The organism is Micromonospora sp. NPDC049799 (assembly GCF_040656655.1).
Taxonomy (GTDB): Bacteria; Actinomycetota; Actinomycetes; order Mycobacteriales; family Micromonosporaceae; genus Micromonospora.
In genome coordinates this window covers 1-16595 of record NZ_JBFAMU010000070.1, presented here as the reverse complement: position 1 = coordinate 16595, position 16595 = coordinate 1, and the positions used below count along the sequence as shown (strand labels likewise).

General features: G+C 72.6%; 15 protein-coding genes and 1 pseudogene. 7 read left to right on the top strand and 9 right to left on the bottom strand.

The window, feature by feature from the left end; translation table 11 throughout:
* Positions 1-28: 28 nt before the first annotated feature.
* Both AB0I76_RS08840 and AB0I76_RS08835 read right to left on the bottom strand, forming a co-directional pair.
* Positions 29-946, bottom strand: a complete 918-nt coding sequence (locus tag AB0I76_RS08840) for a rhomboid family intramembrane serine protease (RefSeq protein WP_357031959.1) — start codon at positions 944-946, stop codon at positions 29-31.
* Positions 947-1003: 57 nt separating this feature from the next.
* Entirely contained in the window at positions 1004-1534 is a 531-nt protein-coding gene (locus AB0I76_RS08835) for a peptidylprolyl isomerase (protein ID WP_357031955.1), read from the bottom strand.
* 84 nt (positions 1535-1618) lie between these two features.
* Between AB0I76_RS08835 and AB0I76_RS08830 the strand changes: the two genes are divergently transcribed.
* Positions 1619-2455 carry a hypothetical protein gene (locus AB0I76_RS08830; RefSeq protein WP_357031952.1) on the top strand — a complete coding sequence of 279 codons (837 nt, stop codon included), beginning with the start codon at positions 1619-1621 and terminating at the stop codon, positions 2453-2455.
* Positions 2456-2520: 65 nt separating this feature from the next.
* Here AB0I76_RS08830 and corA read toward each other — a convergent pair whose 3' ends face one another.
* The 3 genes from corA to AB0I76_RS08815 all read right to left on the bottom strand — a co-directional run bounded on the left by corA (position 2521) and on the right by AB0I76_RS08815 (position 5682).
* Positions 2521-3666, bottom strand: a complete 1146-nt coding sequence (corA, locus tag AB0I76_RS08825; protein ID WP_357031949.1) for a magnesium/cobalt transporter CorA — start codon at positions 3664-3666, stop codon at positions 2521-2523.
* Positions 3667-4022: 356 nt separating this feature from the next.
* Positions 4023-5162, bottom strand: a complete 1140-nt coding sequence (locus AB0I76_RS08820) for a PLP-dependent aminotransferase family protein (RefSeq protein ID WP_357031946.1) — start codon at positions 5160-5162, stop codon at positions 4023-4025.
* A gap of 61 nt (positions 5163-5223) precedes the next feature.
* Positions 5224-5682, bottom strand: a complete 459-nt coding sequence (locus tag AB0I76_RS08815; protein WP_357031943.1) for a nuclear transport factor 2 family protein — start codon at positions 5680-5682, stop codon at positions 5224-5226.
* Positions 5683-5916: 234 nt separating this feature from the next.
* On the opposite strand from AB0I76_RS08815, the gene AB0I76_RS08810 reads away from it, so the two are divergent.
* Together AB0I76_RS08810 and AB0I76_RS08805 are read left to right on the top strand one after the other, a co-directional pair.
* The gene (locus AB0I76_RS08810) at positions 5917-6786 is read left to right on the top strand and encodes a 3'(2'),5'-bisphosphate nucleotidase CysQ (protein WP_357031940.1); all 870 of its coding nucleotides are present in this window, start codon (positions 5917-5919) and stop codon (positions 6784-6786) included.
* Positions 6787-6883: 97 nt separating this feature from the next.
* Positions 6884-8182, top strand: coding sequence for a hypothetical protein (locus tag AB0I76_RS08805; RefSeq protein ID WP_357031937.1), 1299 nt, complete (start codon positions 6884-6886; stop codon positions 8180-8182).
* A 56-nt stretch (positions 8183-8238) separates the two neighbouring features.
* Here AB0I76_RS08805 and AB0I76_RS08800 read toward each other — a convergent pair whose 3' ends face one another.
* Genes AB0I76_RS08800 through AB0I76_RS08785 form a run of 4 tightly spaced genes read right to left on the bottom strand, consistent with a single transcriptional unit; the run spans position 8239 to position 11241 of the window.
* A complete protein-coding gene (locus tag AB0I76_RS08800; RefSeq protein WP_357031934.1) occupies positions 8239-9153 on the bottom strand; it encodes a glycosyltransferase family 2 protein in 915 nt (304 codons plus the stop codon).
* Positions 9150-10181, bottom strand: a complete 1032-nt coding sequence (locus AB0I76_RS08795; protein WP_357031930.1) for a sulfotransferase — start codon at positions 10179-10181, stop codon at positions 9150-9152. Before AB0I76_RS08795 ends, AB0I76_RS08800 begins: the two co-directional genes overlap by 4 nt.
* Positions 10178-10756, bottom strand: a complete 579-nt coding sequence (locus AB0I76_RS08790) for a glycosyltransferase (RefSeq protein WP_357031927.1) — start codon at positions 10754-10756, stop codon at positions 10178-10180. Before AB0I76_RS08790 ends, AB0I76_RS08795 begins: the two co-directional genes overlap by 4 nt.
* Entirely contained in the window at positions 10753-11241 is a 489-nt protein-coding gene (locus AB0I76_RS08785; protein WP_357031924.1) for a UDP-N-acetylglucosamine--LPS N-acetylglucosamine transferase, read from the bottom strand. Before AB0I76_RS08785 ends, AB0I76_RS08790 begins: the two co-directional genes overlap by 4 nt.
* 478 nt (positions 11242-11719) lie before the next feature.
* On the opposite strand from AB0I76_RS08785, the gene AB0I76_RS08780 reads away from it, so the two are divergent.
* The 4 genes and pseudogenes from AB0I76_RS08780 to AB0I76_RS08765 form a co-directional block, all read left to right on the top strand.
* Positions 11720-13495 (top strand): Wzz/FepE/Etk N-terminal domain-containing protein, encoded by a 1776-nt coding sequence (locus tag AB0I76_RS08780; RefSeq protein WP_357031921.1) that lies wholly within the window; start codon positions 11720-11722, stop codon positions 13493-13495.
* Complete coding sequence (locus AB0I76_RS08775; RefSeq protein ID WP_357031918.1) at positions 13492-14493, top strand: DUF3048 domain-containing protein; 1002 nt, start codon at positions 13492-13494, stop codon at positions 14491-14493. The genes AB0I76_RS08780 and AB0I76_RS08775 overlap by 4 nt, the downstream gene beginning before the upstream one ends.
* Positions 14490-15977 carry an O-antigen ligase domain-containing protein gene (locus tag AB0I76_RS08770; RefSeq protein WP_357031915.1) on the top strand — a complete coding sequence of 496 codons (1488 nt, stop codon included), beginning with the start codon at positions 14490-14492 and terminating at the stop codon, positions 15975-15977. The genes AB0I76_RS08775 and AB0I76_RS08770 overlap by 4 nt, the downstream gene beginning before the upstream one ends.
* Positions 15977-16595 (top strand): annotated as a pseudogene (locus AB0I76_RS08765) (hypothetical protein); the annotation flags it as partial. The gene AB0I76_RS08770 and the pseudogene AB0I76_RS08765, both read left to right, overlap by 1 nt.

The window sequence follows — 16595 nt, the reverse complement described above, 5'->3', positions numbered from 1 at the left end:
GGGCACCGCCCGCCCCGGCGCCGCCGGATCAGCCGCCCAGGATCACGGCGGTGCGGACCAGCGCCAGGCCGAGCAGCGCCACCACGATCACCGCCCCACCGGCGACCTGCACCAACGTCCGCCGCGACCGCGGGGCGTACGCGAGGACGAGCGCCATCAACCCGCCGACGACCAGGCCGCCCAGGTGACCGGGGATCGAGATGCCGGGCACGGTGAGCGTGAAGACCAGGTTGATCACCAGGACCGGCAGGAACTGCGAGATGTCCCGCCCCATCCGACGCTCGATGACGATCACCGCGGCGAACAGGCCGAAGATGGCGGTCGAGGCGCCGGCGGTAGGCCGGTTCTGCTCGGTGAGGAGGTACGCGGCGACATTTCCGCCGAAGCCGGACACGAGGTAGAGCGCGGCGAACCGCAGCGGCCCGAGTTGGGCCTCCAGCGCCCGGCCGAGCAGCCACAGCCCCCACATGTTCAGCAGGAGGTGCAGCACCCCGTAGTGCAGGAACATCGCGGTGACCAGGCGGTACCACTGGCCGTCGGCGATGCCGCCGATCGTCCCGTCCGGCAGGATCGCGTAGCCGAGCACCGCGCCCCAGTCCGTCACGGGGGTGCCACCGCCGAGCAGCCCGCCGAAGCCCGTGCCGCCGGCCACCGCGTCGCCACCCCGATCCGAGGCGATGGACAGCAGCATGACCAGCACGTTGAGCGCGATCAACGCCTTGGTCACGTAGCCGCGTCGGCCGGCGGCACCGCCACCGAAGGCGGTACGCGCCGGCCGTACGCTGCGGCGTCCCTCGCTGACGCACTCCGGGCACTGGAACCCGACCGAGGCGTCGCGCATGCAGTCCGGGCAGATCGGCCGGTCACACCGCGTGCACCGCACGTAGGTCTCCCGGCCGGGGTGCCGGTAGCAGACCGGAGCGGTCGTCGACGGCGACTCGCTCACCGGAAACTCCAGGTGCCCGGGCGCTCAGTCATGCGAGCAAAGGTACCTCGCGGTGGCTCAGGCGGCCCCGCGCTCGATCTCGACCCGCTCGATGACGACGTCCTGCAGCGGCCGGTCGTTCGGACCGGTCGGGGTGTTGGCGATCGAGTCCACGACCTTCGCGGACTGCTCGTCGGCCACCTGGCCGAAGATCGTGTGCCGGTTGTTCAGGTGCGGGGTCGGCGACACGGTGATGAAGAACTGCGAGCCGTTGGTGCCCGGCCCGGCGTTCGCCATCGCCAGCAGGTACGGCCGGTCGAAGCGCAGCTCCGGGTGGAACTCGTCGCCGAACTTGTAACCCGGGCCACCACGGCCGGTGCCGGTCGGGTCGCCCATCTGGACCATGAAGCCGCTGATGACGCGGTGCGAGATGGTGCCGTCGTAGTACGGCCCGCTGCCCGGCTGACCGGTGCGCGGGTCGGTGTACTGCGCGGTGCCCTCGGCCAGCTCCACGAAGTTGCGGACGGTCTTCGGAGCGTGGTTCGGGAAGAGCTCCAGCCGGATCGGGCCGGCGTTGGTGTGCAGGGTGGCGTAGACAGCCTCGGCCACGGGTACTCCTCACTCGTTGGTCAGTTCCATGCGGATCCTCCCATGTGCCCGATCTGGCAGTGCGGAGGCATCCGAAGGTGGAGGATGACGAAGGAACAACTCCCAGGAGGTGGGACCGTGTTTGGAATCGGGCGGCGCAAGACCCAGGGGCAGCTCGCGAAGGTGGAGCTCAACCAGGGCATCGGTCACCTGAGGCAGGCCGCCACGTACGCGGCGAAGGGTGCCGGCGCCACGGTCGGCCCGCGGGTCCAGGCGGCCCGGGGTGCGGTCGCGCCGACCGCCGTGCTGGTGCGGGACCGCGCGTCGAGCGGCTTCGCATCGACGGTCGCGGCGCTCGCGCCGGTGGCCCTCGCGGTGCGCAACGCCCAGGCCGGGGCGGCCGGCAAGGCCGTCGCCAGTGGCAGGGCCGCCTCCGCCAAGCAGGCCGCGGTGGCCAGGAAGGTCAAGGCGAAGAACATGAAGGCGAAGTCCAAGAAGAAGTCGCGGCGCGGCGGGTCCATGATGACCGGTCTGCTGGCGGCCGGTGCGGTGGCGGGCCTGGCCGGCGCGATGGCCATGCGCCGGCGTCGCGAGCAGCAGGAGTGGGCCGAGTACGACCCGACCCGCACCCTGGAGCCGATGCGCGACGAGGTGGAGACGCTGGAGGTCCGTACCTCCGGCCGGGGCGACGCCCCGGTGACCGACGCCTCCACCATGTCCAGCACCTCGGGCGTGGCCGGTGGCCCGACCGGCGCCGGCAGTTCGGCGGTGGCGGGGGGCGCGAGTGCCTCCACCACCACCCCCGGCAAGCAGCCCACGGTCCACGCCACCGACAAGGTGCCGTCGGTCGCGCAGGGCGCGAAGGACGTCTCCGGGCGTCCGGCCGACGACCTCACGAAGGCGTTGGGCAAGGACACCGCCCGCACCAACGGGCGTCGCTGACCCGACGGTCGGTCCGACCGGGGGCGGCGCGGGGATTCCCCGCGCCGCCCCCGTCCCCGTAGGGGCTACAGCCAGCCGTTGCGGCGGAACCAGCGGTACAGGCCCAGCGAGATCGCGAGCATGATGGCGAACACGCCCGGATAGCCGTACGTCCACTGCAACTCGGGCATGTTCTCGAAGTTCATGCCGTAGATGCCGGCGATCGCGGTCCAGACCGCGGCGATGGCCGCCCAGGCAGCGATCTTGCGCATGTCGTTGTTCTGGTCGACCGTGACCTGGGCCAGCCGCGCCTGGAGGATCGAGTTGAGCAGGTCGTCGTACGAGTTGACCTGTTCGACGGTGCGGCTGAGGTGGTCCTGCACGTCCCGGAAGTACCGGCGGATCTCCTTCGGCACGTACCGGTTGGTCTGCGCGGTGAGCGTCAGCAGCGGGCGTTGCAGCGGGGCGACCGCCCTCTTGAACTCCACCAGCTCCCGCTTCATCTGGTAGATCCGCTGGATCCGGCCGCTGCTCTGCCGGTCGAAGACCTCGACCTCCAGCGAGTCCAGGTCGTCCTCCAACTGGTCGGCGACCTCCAGATAGAGGTCGACGACCCGGTCGGTGACCGCGTACGCCACCGACCACGGCCCGTGCAGCAGCAGCTCCTGCTTCGCCTCCAGGTCGGCCCGGACCGACGCGAGCCGGCAGGCGTCCCCGTGCCGGACGCTGATGAGGAAGTTGGGTCCGATGAAGAGCATCACCTGACCGGTCTCGACGACGTCGGAGGTCTCGGTCAGCTCGGCGTGCTCGCAGTAGCGGGCGGTACGCAGGACGAGGAAGCTGACCTCGCCGAACTGCTCCAGCTTGGGCCGCTGCTCGGCCTTGACGGCGTCCTCGACGGCCAGCTCGTGCAGCCCGTAGGTGGCGGCGATGGCGGACATCTCGTCCAGCTCCGGCTCGTGCAGGCCGAGCCAGACGAAGCCGTTGTCCCGCCGGGCCGCGGCCAGCGCCTCGGCGTAGTGCCAGTCGCCGGGCTGCCGCCGGCCGTCGACGTACAGTGCGCAGTCGACCACGGCGGCCCGCCGGGGCCCGGCCGGTTCGGGACTGCGCTGGGAGCCGTCGGCGTTCAGCCGCCGGGTCATCGCGCGCACCGGCGCTGCCCAGGCCCGCGGGCTCAGCACCCCACCGCCACCCGACGTCGCCGTCCGTCCGCGCTCCACCCGGTCCGCCATGACGCCCCCCTTCCGGCTCGCGCCGCGCGTTGCAGGGTACGCCGCCGCGGCGCTCACCGCGCGTGACGATCGCTGCAGGGGTGGCGCCGGGTGGGCCGAGCCGTAAGGGGGGTCGAGGGGACGACACGGCCCACCCGGCGCCCTTTGGGGGCGGGGGTTGTGCTGCTCGCGCCCCTCACGCTGTCGCCGGGCGGGCCGGCGGTCGCACTCGTCACCGGTCGGTGGGGGCCGGGGCCGGACGTGAGCTGCGCTACAGGTGGTGAGTGACGCTCGCAGCATTGTGGGCCGTCGGCCGCTCCGGCGGGAGCCCCGGAGCGGCCGTTACCGCCTTACTGTCGTAAACCCGACAGAAAAAGTCACCCGCGGATGGCAACCATCGCCTCGGCGAGGCGCCGGACGCCCTCGTCGATCCGGTCGGCGGTGACCGCCGAGTACGCCAGCCGCAGCGCGTGCCGCCCGCCGTCCACCACGAAGTCACTGCCCTTGACCACCGCGACGCCGCGCTCGGCGGCCGCCGGGGCGAGCTTGTCGACGTCCACGTCCTCGGGCAGCTCGACCCAGAGGAAGTAGCCGCCGTCCGGCTCGACGAACCGGGCCTCGGGGATGTGCCGGCGCAGCGACTCGGCGAGCACCCGGGCCCGCTCGCCGAGCGCCCGGCAGACCGTCTCGATCGAGCGGTCGATGTCCCCGGAGACGCAGAACTGGTGCACGATCGCCTCGGACACCATGCCCGGGGAGATGTAGAGGCTGGTGGCCTTCCGCGCGATGTCGGCGATCAGGTCCGCCGGGCCGATCAGGTAGCCCACCCGCACGCCGGGGCACACGGTCTTGGTGAAGCTGGAGGCGTGCACCACCACGTTCCGGGTGTCCATCGAGAGCATCGACGGCAGCGCCTCGCCCCGGAACCGGATGTCGGCGTACGGGTCGTCCTCGAAGATCGTGAAGTCGTACTCGGCGGCGAGGTCGAGCAGCTCCCGCCGCTTCTCCAGGCTCAGCGTCACGCCGGCCGGGTTCTGGTAGTTCGGGATGATGTGTGCCAGCCGGGGCCGTACGCCGGACTCCAGCAGCTTGCGCAGCTCGGCGGTGTCCAGGCCGTCCGGCTGGATCGAGATGCCGTGCAGCTCGCTGCCCATCCGCTGAAGGTTGAGCAGGGTCCGGTCGTACGTCGGACGCTCCACCACGACCGCGTCGCCGGGGCGGACCAGGTGGTCGAAGAGGAACGCGTCGGCCTGCAACGAACCGTTGGTGATCAGCACCTGGTCGGCCTCGACCCCGTGCTTCTCGGCGATCCACTTCCGCAGCGGAAGGTAGCCGACGGAGGTGCCGTACGCCGTCACCCCGGCGGGATCGGCGTCGAACGCGCGGACGGCGGCGGCCTTGAGCCCCTCGACATCGACGATGTCCAGCGAGGGAGCCCCACGGGCGAAGGAGATCAGCTGCTCGGCGGTCATGGCTTCGAAGCGTACGGAAGCCGGTGGGGTGCGTGCGGTCGGCACGGCGATGTCCGCATCCTGAGCCACCGGGTCGGGTGACCCCCCTCGTCCGGTCGGCGGCAGATCAGACCGGAAGGCCGAGCGGGTCGTGCTGCGATTCCCGGGAGAGCCCCTCCAGGTGCAGGCCGAGTGCGGCCAGCAGCTGTCCCCAGTCGAAGTAGGACCGCCACGCCGTGATCCGCCCCCGGCGGACCCGCACCACGTCCGCCACGTCCCAGCTGACCGTCCGCATGGTGGGCGAGACCGTGCCGAAGGGAGTGTGCAGCACTCCGGTCTGGGTGCCGGTCAGCCGCATCTCGACCGCGGCCCCGCCGGCGGTCTGCACCGCGCCGGTCCGGTCGACGTAGAGGTCCGGGAAGGCTCCGGTCCAGGTGCGCAGCAGCGCCGGCAGCTCGATCGGGCGCACGGTGACGCCCGGCATGGAGTAGAAGGCGTCCGCGGCGTAGAGCTCCGGCAGCCGGGCCACGTCCCGCCGCAGGAGCATCTCGTACTGCTGCTCGACCAGCCGATCCGCTGCGCGCATGACGACCTCCCCGGCGGCCACGGCCGGTCCGCGCCCGCACCGGATCCTTACCCGTCGATCCGCCGGTCAACCCGTCCGGTCAGCCGATGTTCGCCATGCGCAGGGCCGAACGTCCACCAGGTTCACCCGGAAGACCCAGGACTTCCCCGCCGGCTGTCCACCATTTGACCGGACGCTGGCGCCGGCGGGGCCGGCCGCTGGATCATTGCGGGTCGCAGGAACCAGGGGACAGGGGTGAAGGGCGTGACCGAGGACGAGGTCGGACGACTCGACGACCAGGCGTTCGCCGAGTGGCTGGCCGAGCAGGCCGGTACGGCGCTGACCGGGTTGCGGGACCGGCAGGGCTTCGCCGACGCGGCCGCTCTGAAGGCCGCGGGCGACCAGGCCTCGCACGAGCTGCTGACCGCCGCCCTGGCCCGCTGGCGCCCGGCTGACGCCGTGCTCTCCGAGGAGGAGGCCGACTCGCGTCGAGCCTGGTCGACGGGGGAACGCGCGGCACGCCTCGACGCCGACCGGGTCTGGATCATCGACCCGCTCGACGGCACCCGGGAGTTCTCCGAGTCCGGACGTACCGACTGGGCGGTGCACGTCGCCCTCTGGCAGCGCTCGGCCGGGCCGGACGGCGCGCTGGTCGCCGGGGCGGTCGGCATGCCCGCACGGTCGACCGCGGACGGCCGGCAACTCGTCCTCGGCACCGGACACCCCGCCCCGGCGGCGCTCGACGGACCGGTCCGCATCGCGGTGAGCCGCAGCCGTCCGCCGGCCTTCGTCGGGGAACTGGTGGAGCTGCTCGGCGCCCGGGCGGTGCCGATGGGGTCCGCCGGGGTCAAGGTGTGCGCGGTGGTGACCGGCGAGGTCGACGCGTACGTCCACGCCGGCGGCCAGTACGAGTGGGACAGCGCGGCCCCGGTCGCGGTGGCCCTGGGCGCCGGGATGCACGCCTCACGTGTGGACGGCTCGCCGCTGCGCTACAACCGCCTTGATCCACGCCTGCCGGACCTGCTGGTGTGCCGTCCGGAACTGGCCGACCGGCTGCTCGACGCGATCGCCCGGACCGGCGTCGAGATGCCCGCACCGGCCGGCACCGGTCGGGCGTTCGGCTGAATGTCGCAGTAGGCACAGAGGACACGGTCGGGGCATAGTGTCGGACGGACACCGCCGACCTACGCCCGAGACGGGCCGCCGCCAGCCAGGGAGGGTCATGCCGGCCGAGCGAGACCAGTACAACGCCGTGGTGGGGCCGACCGGCCCCTGGCCGGGTCAGGACACTCCCGGTCATCAGGGCGGGCCGACCGACGGCGTCGTCGACCCGTGGGCAACCACCACCACCGCCACCGCGGCGGGACCGCCGGACGGCCCGTGGGCCGACGGCCCGACGGTCGGGCCACCCACCGGTCCCGACCTCCCGCCGTCCCCCGCCGCACCGTCCCGGCGCCGCTGGCGACTGGCAGTCGCGGGGGCGGTCACGCTCGCCGTGGCCAGCGCCGGTGTCGCCGTGGCCACACTGCAGCCCGACCCCAAGCCACCGGCCAGTGAGGTGCCGCAGGCGGGCACGCCACCACAGTCCGCCGCGCCGTCCGCCGGAGCGCCCACGCCGTCCGGCGGCCTGCCCAGCACCACCCCGAGCGCGGCCCAGGGCATCGGCGGCTCTCCGTCCGCTCAGCCGCCGGCCACACCCGGATCGGTCCCCGGTTTCAGCGGTGCACGGCTGACGCTGCCCGGGGCGTCGATCGGCGTCCAGACCGGGGAGACGTTCAACCAGGCCCTGCAACGCTCCGACCGGACCTTCGGCCGGCTGCGGATGGCCAGGGTGTTCTACCCCGGGCTGCCGCCGGCCTGGAACGGCAGCCGGAGCGACGTCGTGGACCGGACCGTCGTGGTCTCCTTCAAGGCCTCGCCGCAGGAAATCAACTCCGGGAAGCACGACTCCCGCCTCGCCTCCTGGTTCGCCTCCATCCCCCGTGAGCACAACGTCTACTGGTCGTACTTCCACGAGCCCGAGGACGACGTCGAGCGTGGCGCCTTCACCCCCGAGGCGTACCGGACGGCCTGGAAGCGGGTGGCCGGCCTGGCCAACCGTGCGGGCAACCCGAAGCTGGTCAACACGCTGATCCTGATGTGCTGGACGCTCGACCCGAAGTCCGGGCGCAGCTTCGACGCCTTCTATCCCGGTGGCGACGTCATCGAGACGCTCGGCTGGGACTGCTACAACTGGGGCGCCAGATGGAAGCGGTACGCCCCGCCGCAGGAGATCTACAACCGGATGATCGACAAGTCCCGCGCCCTGGGTAAGCCGTGGGGGCTCGCCGAGACCGGCAGTGACCTGGTCCCCGGCGACTCGGGTGCCGGGCGGGCCGCGTGGATCCGCTCGATGACCGGATTCCTCAACGGGCAGCGGCCGGAGTTCGTGGCGTACTACAACCAGGTCGTCGACCAGGGCGACTTCCGCCTGATGGACCAGCCGAGCATCCAGGCGTGGCGGTCCTTCAACGGGGCCTGATCAACCGCACGGTACGGGCGGGCGACCCATTCGGTCGCCCGCCCGTCGCGTACGGCTCAGATGCCCCGGCCGCGCTTGTGCAGCGTGCGCAGCACCCGGTCGGCCTGCACGGCCCGGCTCGCCACCGCCAGCGCCAGGTAGGCCCGCGGCTCGCGCGGATTGCGGGCCAGGGTACGGCGGGCCCACCGGAGCGCGTCGCGCCGGTTTCCCATGGCGGCCTGGGCGAAGGCGATCTGGCCGGCCACCCGGGCCTCACCGTGCGGGACGGTGGCGAACTCGGGGTAGCGGCGCAGCAGCCACTGCAACGCGGTGGAGATCGTGTCCCAGCGCTGCGCGAAGTACGACCGCTTGTGCCACCGGACCAGCACGTACGGAGCTTCCAGATTGACCAGCGGGGCGTACCGGGCCGCTCGGAGCAGGAACTCGTAGTCCTCCGCGTAGCTGCCCGGGATCTGCTCGTCGACCAGGCCGATCGCGTCGACCAGCGCCTCCCGGCGGATCAGGAACGTGGACGGGTGCAGCTCGGTGAGACGGTCGCGGAGCAGGGCCTCCAGTGACACCCGGGACCGGTCCAGCGAACGGTCCACGGTGTGGTCGTCGTAGCTGACCCGGATGCCGCAGCTCACGAGAGCGCCGTCCGGGTGCACGTCGAGCGCGCCGAGCTGGGCGGCGAGCTTCCCGGGCAGCCACTCGTCGTCGTCGTCGCAGAACGCCACCAGGTCCCCGGTGGACGCCTCGATGCCGGTGTTGCGGGCCCCGGCGAGCCCCGGCGTACGGGTGTTGGTCAGGACGCGGATCCGCCGGTTGCCCCGGTCCATTTCCAGCGAGAGATCGGGCTCGGAACGGTCGTAGACCACGATCGCCTCGATCGGGCCCGGGTGTGCCTGACCGATGATCGCGTCGAGCGCCACGCGCAGCAGCTCTGGACGGTCCCGTGTCGGTACGACGACGGAGATGCTCGGGCCGCTCATGAAGTCTCCACGGAATCGGAGGAACGCTGCTGGCCCAGGTAGCCGTAGCGGACCCGGAAGGGCAGGGTGGCCAGGCTGACCACGGCCCGGCTGCGACGGGGCAGGCGGGTGCGCCACGCCTCGTCCCGTCGTACCGTCAACGGGCCGCCACTGAATCGCAGCGGGTTGCCGGCGACGCTGTGCGCCCGGATCGGCACGGCCGGCGGAGGCGCCGGATCACCGTGCGCCGACGGACGGGCCGACCCGGAGCCGTCGCCGGGTGCGCCGAGCAGGCGCAGCGCCGCCGGGTCGTCCGGCAGGCCGGCGAACAGCCGGAGCCGGCGCAGTACGCCGGCCGGGTCGGCGGTGAAGTCCTCGTAGCGCAGGCGCAGCACCTGCGCGCGGGTGGCGAGCAGGTGGAAGGCGGCGTTCTGTGCGGTCCACAGCTTGCTCACCTCCATCGGCGAGAAGGTGGGCATGAAGTCCTCGCCGTCGACCACCTCGGGACGGCGCACCTGCTTGCCCCAGGAGTACGCCACCGCGCGGCTGTCCCGGACCAGATGCAGCACCCGCAGGTCCAGCCCGTCCGCCCAGCGCAGCGCGAAGGCGAGCGAGGCGTGCTTGCTGGAGTCGACCACCACCCGCGCCCCGCTGACCGCCAGCGCCGCCCGGTAGATGCGGGTGTAGAGGTCGGCGTACTTCCGGACGTCGGCCAGCTGCGCCGCCGAGAGGGAGCTCCTGGCCAGCCGTGGGATGTGGCGGGTGCGGTCGACCCGGTCCTTGAGCGCCAGCACCTCGTCCCGGTCGACCGTGGACCAGCCGCCGAACGCGTGCTCGCCGACCTGCCGCCAGAACGGGCAGGCCGTGAACTGCTCGCCGCAGCCGCACCGCTCGTCCGCGCCGAGCGCCCGCTCCCACAGGTGGACGACCTCACCCACGGCGCACACGTCCGGACTCTGCGCGAGGAGAAGCTCCAGCAGCGTCGAGCCGCTGCGGCCGAGCCCTCCGACGAAGAGGACACGGGGGTTCTCCACCGGGGCCGCGCTCACCGGCGCCCCCCGGCCCGCTGACGTACCCGGCGGGCGACCAGGTCGTCGATCACCTGACCGACCCGGGCGACCGCCTCGGCGCGCGGGTCCGGCCCGTCCGCGTCGGCGAGGGCGAAGCGGGAGGGGTCGGCCAGACCCTCGTCGAGGGCGGCGACCAGCTCCGCCTCGGACCAGCAGAGCCGGACCAGTCCGGCGGTGCCGAGCCGCCGGGCGAAGAGCTGCTGGTGGTTGTCGACGTGCTCGTCGTGGTTCGGGTCCCGAGGCACCACGATCGGCAGGTGGCCGGTGCGCCGGGCCTCGGTGATGGTGGCGGGGCCGCCGTGGCTGACCACCAACGTGGCCTCGGCCATGGCGCGCTGGAGCTCCTCGTGACCGAGGAACGGGGTGGCCCCGGGCAGCCGCGGGACACGGCTGTGGCCGTACTGGAGGACGACGCGGACCGACGGGCGGGCGGCGTGCCACCGCTCCAGCCAGTCCACCAGGCGGTCGAACCGGTGCACGTCGGTGCCGACCACGACCAGCACGGACGGTGCGGGGTCGTGCCCCTCCCGCGGCTGGGGGACGAACGCGGTCACAGCAGGTTCCCCACGACGGTGGCCTCCGGGTACATCCGGCGCTGCTCCTCCCACTGCACGAGCATCGCGGAGAGGAAGGGACGACAGAGCCGGGCTGTCAGGGTCGCGCTGTCGATCCGGTCGTACACCTCGATGTAGACGGTCGGCACGCCGCGCAGTCGGGCCGCGACCACGAACGGCAGGGCGACCCCGGCGCCGGTGGTGATCACGGCGTCCACCCGGCGCTGGCGCATCACCTTCAGCGCCAGGAAGGCGTTGCGGATGAGGTTCGCCACGTTGCGGGTGGTCGGATGGTGGGCCCATACCACCTCCTCGCCCGGGAGGAGCGAGCGGGCGTCGGGGGTGTCGAAGGTGACCCACGCCCGGCTCCGGCTCCGGTACCAGGGCTCGAGAGCCACGAGCTGGGCGAGATGCCCGCCACTGGATCCGACCAGCAGGATCTGACCCGAGCCCTCGGTTGACCCGCTCACCAACGTCCCTCCCATTCCCGGCGACCGCGTCACGATGTCGCGAATGACCCTCGGACGCGCCATGACAACCTACTGGCGCGGGGTGGACAAATGAAGGGGCCGTTGGACGGGCTCCGGCCGACCGATGGGATAGACCCGGGAATCTCAACGCCGGGAGTGTCCGTCCGGTCGATCAGCCAGCTCAACGCGGGTGCGCGGGGCAGCTCGGCCCGGGCAACCCGGCCCGGCCGGGCTGTGTCAGTATTCCGTCACCGCTCCGGGCCGGGGTCGACGACGACGCCGCTCCGGGGAAAGACCGGGCCCGGAGCCGGGAAACCCGCCGAATGGCCAACGGAGACGAGCCATCTCGACGCCGGCTGTCCACATCCGGCGGGCTCACCGAAACGTGGGCGGGCTTTCCCTCCTCGTTCGGATCGGCGACACTCAAGGACACGGTCAGGTCCAGCTGCACCGTGGACTGCCCGGCTCGGTCGAAAGGGAGCGACAGAATCTGATGCCCTCACCCCACGTGGCCGAGAGCGAGCCCGACGGCCTTGTCCTGACGGCCTATCTGGGTTGGCTGCGCCGGCGCTGGTGGATCCTGCTGCTCGCCGCGATCCTCGGCACCGCCGGCGGGCTGGCGGTGAACCAGCTCCAGCAGGCCCGGTACACGTCGAACACCTCGCTGCTGGTCCGCCCCGTCGGCGCCACGGGTGACAACCCGAACGCCAAGGTGAACCTCGACACCGAGGCGCAGGTGGTCCGCTCGCTCGTCGTCGCCGAGCGAGCCCGCGAGCTGATGAAGAGCGGAGCCCCGGCCGACCAGCTGGTCCGGTCGGTGACCATCACCGTGCCGCCGAACAGCCAGGTCCTCCAGGTGGCGTACGAGGCGGACACCCCCGCCCAGGCCCAGGCCGGCTCGCACGCCTTCGCCCAGGCCTACCTGGACCTGCGCAAGGCCACCGCGCAGAAGACGCTGGAGATCGAGACCACGGCGCTGCGGCAGCAGATCGCAGATGTGACCAAGCAGCTCAGCGTGGCAACCGGGCGGATCGTCGCGGCACCGAGCAACTCGGTCGAGCGGGAGCGCGCCGAGGCCGACCAAAACGTGCTGACCAACCAGCTCAACTCGCTGAACAACCGGCTCAGCCCGCTGATCTCCACCGACACCAACCCGGGCGAGATCATCTCGGACGCCCGGCTCCCGGAAAGCCCCAGCTCGCCGAACCGCACGCTGAACCTGGCCAGCGGCCTGGGCGCCGGCCTGCTCCTCGGCATGGTGCTGGCGCTGCTGCTGGACCGGCTCGACACCCGGGTCCGCCGTGGCCGGGACATCACCGACCGGGTCGGCCTGCCGCTGCTGCTGGAGCTGCCGGCGCGCACCTCGTCGCTGACCGTGCTGCCGGCCGGTCACCGGATCTCGCGGGAGTTGGGCCGGCTGCGCAACGTGCTGCTCGCCTCCGTGCCCGAGCCACGGGAGGCGGGCCGGGGACGCCAGCTGCTGATCTGCGACGGGTCGGCCGGCGTGGCAGCTGGATTCGTGGCCGCCAACCTGGCCGCCGCCTACGCCCGCGCCGGTCAGCAGGTGGCCCTGGTCACCACCAAGCCGGACTCGGCGCTGAGCACCATGACCGGCGTGGCCGAGGGTCGGCACAGCCTGGCGTCGGCGCTCCGGCGTGACGTGCCGGCGCTCAAGGCGCTCGCACCGGTGCCCGGGCTCGGCCAGCTCCGGGTGCTGCTGCCCGGGGACCTGGACACCGACGTCGAGCTGCCCGTGGCCGGCCTGCTGGAGATCCTCGCCGAACTCACCGCCCGCTTCGACCACGTACTGATCGAGACCGGGCGGCCGAACGTGGCGGTGGAGGCCCAGGCGCTGGGCCGGCACGTCGACGCGGTCATCGTGGTGGCCGAGAACAGCCGGACCCGCAGCGGTGAGATCACCGCCGCGCTCCAGCAGTTCGAGCAGGTCAACGCTCCGGTTCTCGGCGCGGTTCTGGCACCGCGGCTGCCCGCACACACCGCCCCGGCCACCCCCCGCCCCGCCGTGCCGGCGAGCCGGCCCACGCCGCGACCGAGCCCCGGGCCGTCCGTCGAGTCGACCATGGTGCTGCCGCGGATGAAGCCGTCCGGCTCGACCCCCGCCGCCGGGTCGGCGAAGCCGGTCGAGCCGGCCACCCCCGGCAAGCCGGTACCGGTGAACGGGGCGAGCGGCACGTACCGGTCGCGGGGCGGCGACGCCGACGGCACCGGCCGCAGTTACGCGATGGAGTCCGGCGAGGACCTGGAGTGAACCGCCGGCACCTGCTCCGCGCCATCCCCGCCTCGGTCCTCGCGCTCACCCTTCCCACGGCGTGCAGTGAGCCGCAGCCCGAGCCGGGCGGCGCCGACGTCGTGGACCCGGGAGCCCTGGCCACCTCCGCGCCGAGCCCGACCCCGACCCTGCCGGCCGCGCCGCTCACCGGCCAGCCGGTGAGCGCCGCACCGGTCGCCACCCGGCCCGCTCTCGCCGTGCCGCTGCGGGTCAGCCCGTCGACCACCCCGTCCGGTCTGGCCGAGGCGGACCTGGTCTTCGCCGAGTTCGCCGAGTCCGACACCCTGCACCTGACGGCGGTGTTCCACTCGCGCGACGCCGCCCGGATCGGGCCGGTCGCCGAGATCCGACCGGTCGACATCCGGTCCGTCGCCGTGCTCCGCCCGTTCGTCGCCTACGACGGCGGCCCGACCGGCTTCCTCACCCAGTTCGAGAACTCCGGTCTGGCCGGGGTGACTCCGGCGGACGACGGCGACGTGTTCGACTCCGACAACACGTCCACGGCGGCGCTGTGGAAGGCCGCGCCCAAGGGGGCACAGCCGCCCACGCCCCTGCTCGACCACGCCACCGACGGGGCGGCGCTGGCCTCCCAGGGCCTGGCCCCGGCCACCGAGCTGACCGTCGCCGTCTCCGGCGGCCCGCCCATGGTCTGGCGCCACGACCAGCAGAAGTCGCTCTGGGTGGGCAAGGTCGGCACCACCACCGTGACCGCCACCTCGGTGATCGTGCTGTCCGTCGAATACCGGACGCTGGACGTCCGGAACCCGTCGCCGCGGTCACTGCCCTCCTCGAACGTCTTCGGCGAGGGTGCGGCGGTGGTCGTCTCCGGCCCGGCCAGCGCGAAGGGCACCTGGCGCAAGCCCGGCCTCCCGCTGGTGTGCAACATCGTCGACGCCGGTGGTGACCTGATGCACCCGCGGCCCGGCAGCGCCTGGGTGATCTACGCGCCAACCACCGCCAAGGTCACCGTGAAATGAGCACGGTCACCCCGCAGCGCTCCGGCGTCGGGGCGTCCCCGTTCGTCGGGGACGCCCGGGGAGGCGACGCGATCCGGCCCGTTCCACCCGTGTACCAGCCGCGCACCTGGTCGTTGCGGCTGCCCACCGCGTGGCCCCTGATCGCGCTCTTCGTCCTCTGGCCGGTGTGGTGGGCGCTCGGGCTGTCCAGCTTCGTCTTCGTCGTCTTCGCGGTGCCGATGGTGGTGCAACTGTGGCGTCGTGGCCCGGTCCGGGTGCCACCCGGCTTCGGCATCTGGCTGGTGCTGCTGCTCTGGGTCGTGCTCTCCGCCCTGATGCTCGACCTCACCTCGCCCAACACGCTCCCTCCCGATGGCGGCGGCCGGTACATCGGCTGGGCCATCCGCGTCGCCAACTACGTGGCGATGACCGTGGTGATGCTCTACGTGCTCAACCTGAGTGAGCGGGAGCTGTCCCGGCGGCGGGTGGTCCGGCTGTTCGGGTTCATGGGTGTCGTCGTCGTGATCGGCGGCTGGCTCGGTTCGCTCTTCCCCACCCTCGGGTTCGTCGCGCCGCTGCGCTTCGTCCTGCCCGACTCGATCGCCAGCCAGCCGTTCGTCGCCTCGCTGATGGACGTCAAGTTCGCCCAGGTCCAGCAGGTGATCCAGGGCGAGGCCAGCTCGCCTCGCCCGTCCGCGCCCTTCGAGTACACGAACTCCTGGGGAGAGAACACCGCGATCCTGCTGATCTGGCTCATCGTGGGCTGGGTCGTGCTGGGCCGACCGTTGCGGCGGACACTCGGCATCGCGATCGCGCTCGCCGCGATCTTCCCGATCATCTACTCGCTGAACCGGGGCCTCTGGATCGGGCTCGGCATCTCGGCGGTGTACGTGGCGATCCGACTGGCGCTGCGCGGCCGGATGCTGGTGCTCGGCGGGCTCGGCCTGGCGGTCGGGCTGATCGGCGTCCTCATCATCGCCACCCCGCTCGGGCGTACCTTCGACGACCGGCTCGCGAACGGGCACAGCGACGACATCCGCACCACCCTCTCCCAGGGCGCCGTCCAGGCGGCCAACCACTCGCCCGTCCTCGGGTACGGCGGCAACCGGGCACTGATCGGCAGCAACCGGTCGATCGCCATCGGCAAGTCCGAGGACTGTCCGCAGTGCGGCAACCGGGAGCTGGGCAGCAACGGCCAGTTCTGGGCACTGCTGGTCGGCCAGGGTTACGTCGGGGCGCTCTGCTACAACGGGTTCTTCCTCTACAGCCTCTGGCGCTACCGGCGGGACCACAGCCCGATCGGGATCGCCGGCAGCCTCGTGCTCATCCTCATGCTCTTCTTCCAGTTCACCTACGGCGCGATGGAAGCCACTCTCGCCTACGGCCTGATCACGGTCGCCCTGCTCGCGCGCAACGACCGGCTGCGCCGCGCCGTCGCGACGCACCGGTCTCCCACCAGCGTCCCCGGGCTACGGCCCCGACTCGTCACCGGCGGTGAGCGTTGATGGTGTCCCACACACCCCCGGGCGGAAACGGCCGGGCCGCGTACCTGGGCGAGCTGGCCGGACTGATCTGGCCGGAACCGGCCACGCCCGCCCTGCGTCGAGGCGGCACCGGCTGGGTGGTGGTGCCGTCGGCGGCCCGGCCACGGCTGTTGGTGCCCACCGGCTCTCCTCGGGCTGCGGCGAACGCCGTCCGCCACTCCACCGAGGCGATCGGCCGCAAGGCCCGGCTGGTCCGGCAGGGGCTGGCCGCCACGTTCCGGCTCGGCCTGGGCCCGCTGGTGTTCCGCGACCGCGTGGCGGTGACCGGCGCCGGGCTGGACGCGCACCTGACCGAGGTGCTGGGTGAGCCCGTCATGGTCAGCATGCACATCGGTCCGGCCCGCGCGAACCGCAAGCCGGTGCTGCAACTGCTCGCGCCCGACGGGCGCGCGCTCGGGTACGCCAAGCTCGGCGTGGACCCGCTCACCCGGGCCCTCGTCGACGCCGAGGCCGCCGCCCTGCATCGCCTCGCCGATCTGCCGCTCGGCCCGGTCACCGTGGCCGACGTACGGCACCACGGCGTCTGGCACGGGCACGCGCTGCTGGTGCAGGAGGCGCTGCCGGTGCGGCTGCCCCGGG

Coding starts and splice junctions, on each gene's coding strand:
- AB0I76_RS08770 (WP_357031915.1), top strand. CDS start 14,490: ATGAGCACGGTCACCCCGCAGCGCTCCGGCGTCGGGGCGTCCCCGTTC.
- AB0I76_RS08805 (WP_357031937.1), top strand. CDS start 6,884: ATGCCGGCCGAGCGAGACCAGTACAACGCCGTGGTGGGGCCGACCGGC.
- AB0I76_RS08830 (WP_357031952.1), top strand. CDS start 1,619: ATGACGAAGGAACAACTCCCAGGAGGTGGGACCGTGTTTGGAATCGGG.
- AB0I76_RS08815 (WP_357031943.1), bottom strand. CDS start 5,682: ATGCGCGCAGCGGATCGGCTGGTCGAGCAGCAGTACGAGATGCTCCTG.
- corA (WP_357031949.1), bottom strand. CDS start 3,666: ATGGCGGACCGGGTGGAGCGCGGACGGACGGCGACGTCGGGTGGCGGT.
- AB0I76_RS08785 (WP_357031924.1), bottom strand. CDS start 11,241: ATGGGAGGGACGTTGGTGAGCGGGTCAACCGAGGGCTCGGGTCAGATC.
- AB0I76_RS08780 (WP_357031921.1), top strand. CDS start 11,720: ATGCCCTCACCCCACGTGGCCGAGAGCGAGCCCGACGGCCTTGTCCTG.
- AB0I76_RS08800 (WP_357031934.1), bottom strand. CDS start 9,153: ATGAGCGGCCCGAGCATCTCCGTCGTCGTACCGACACGGGACCGTCCA.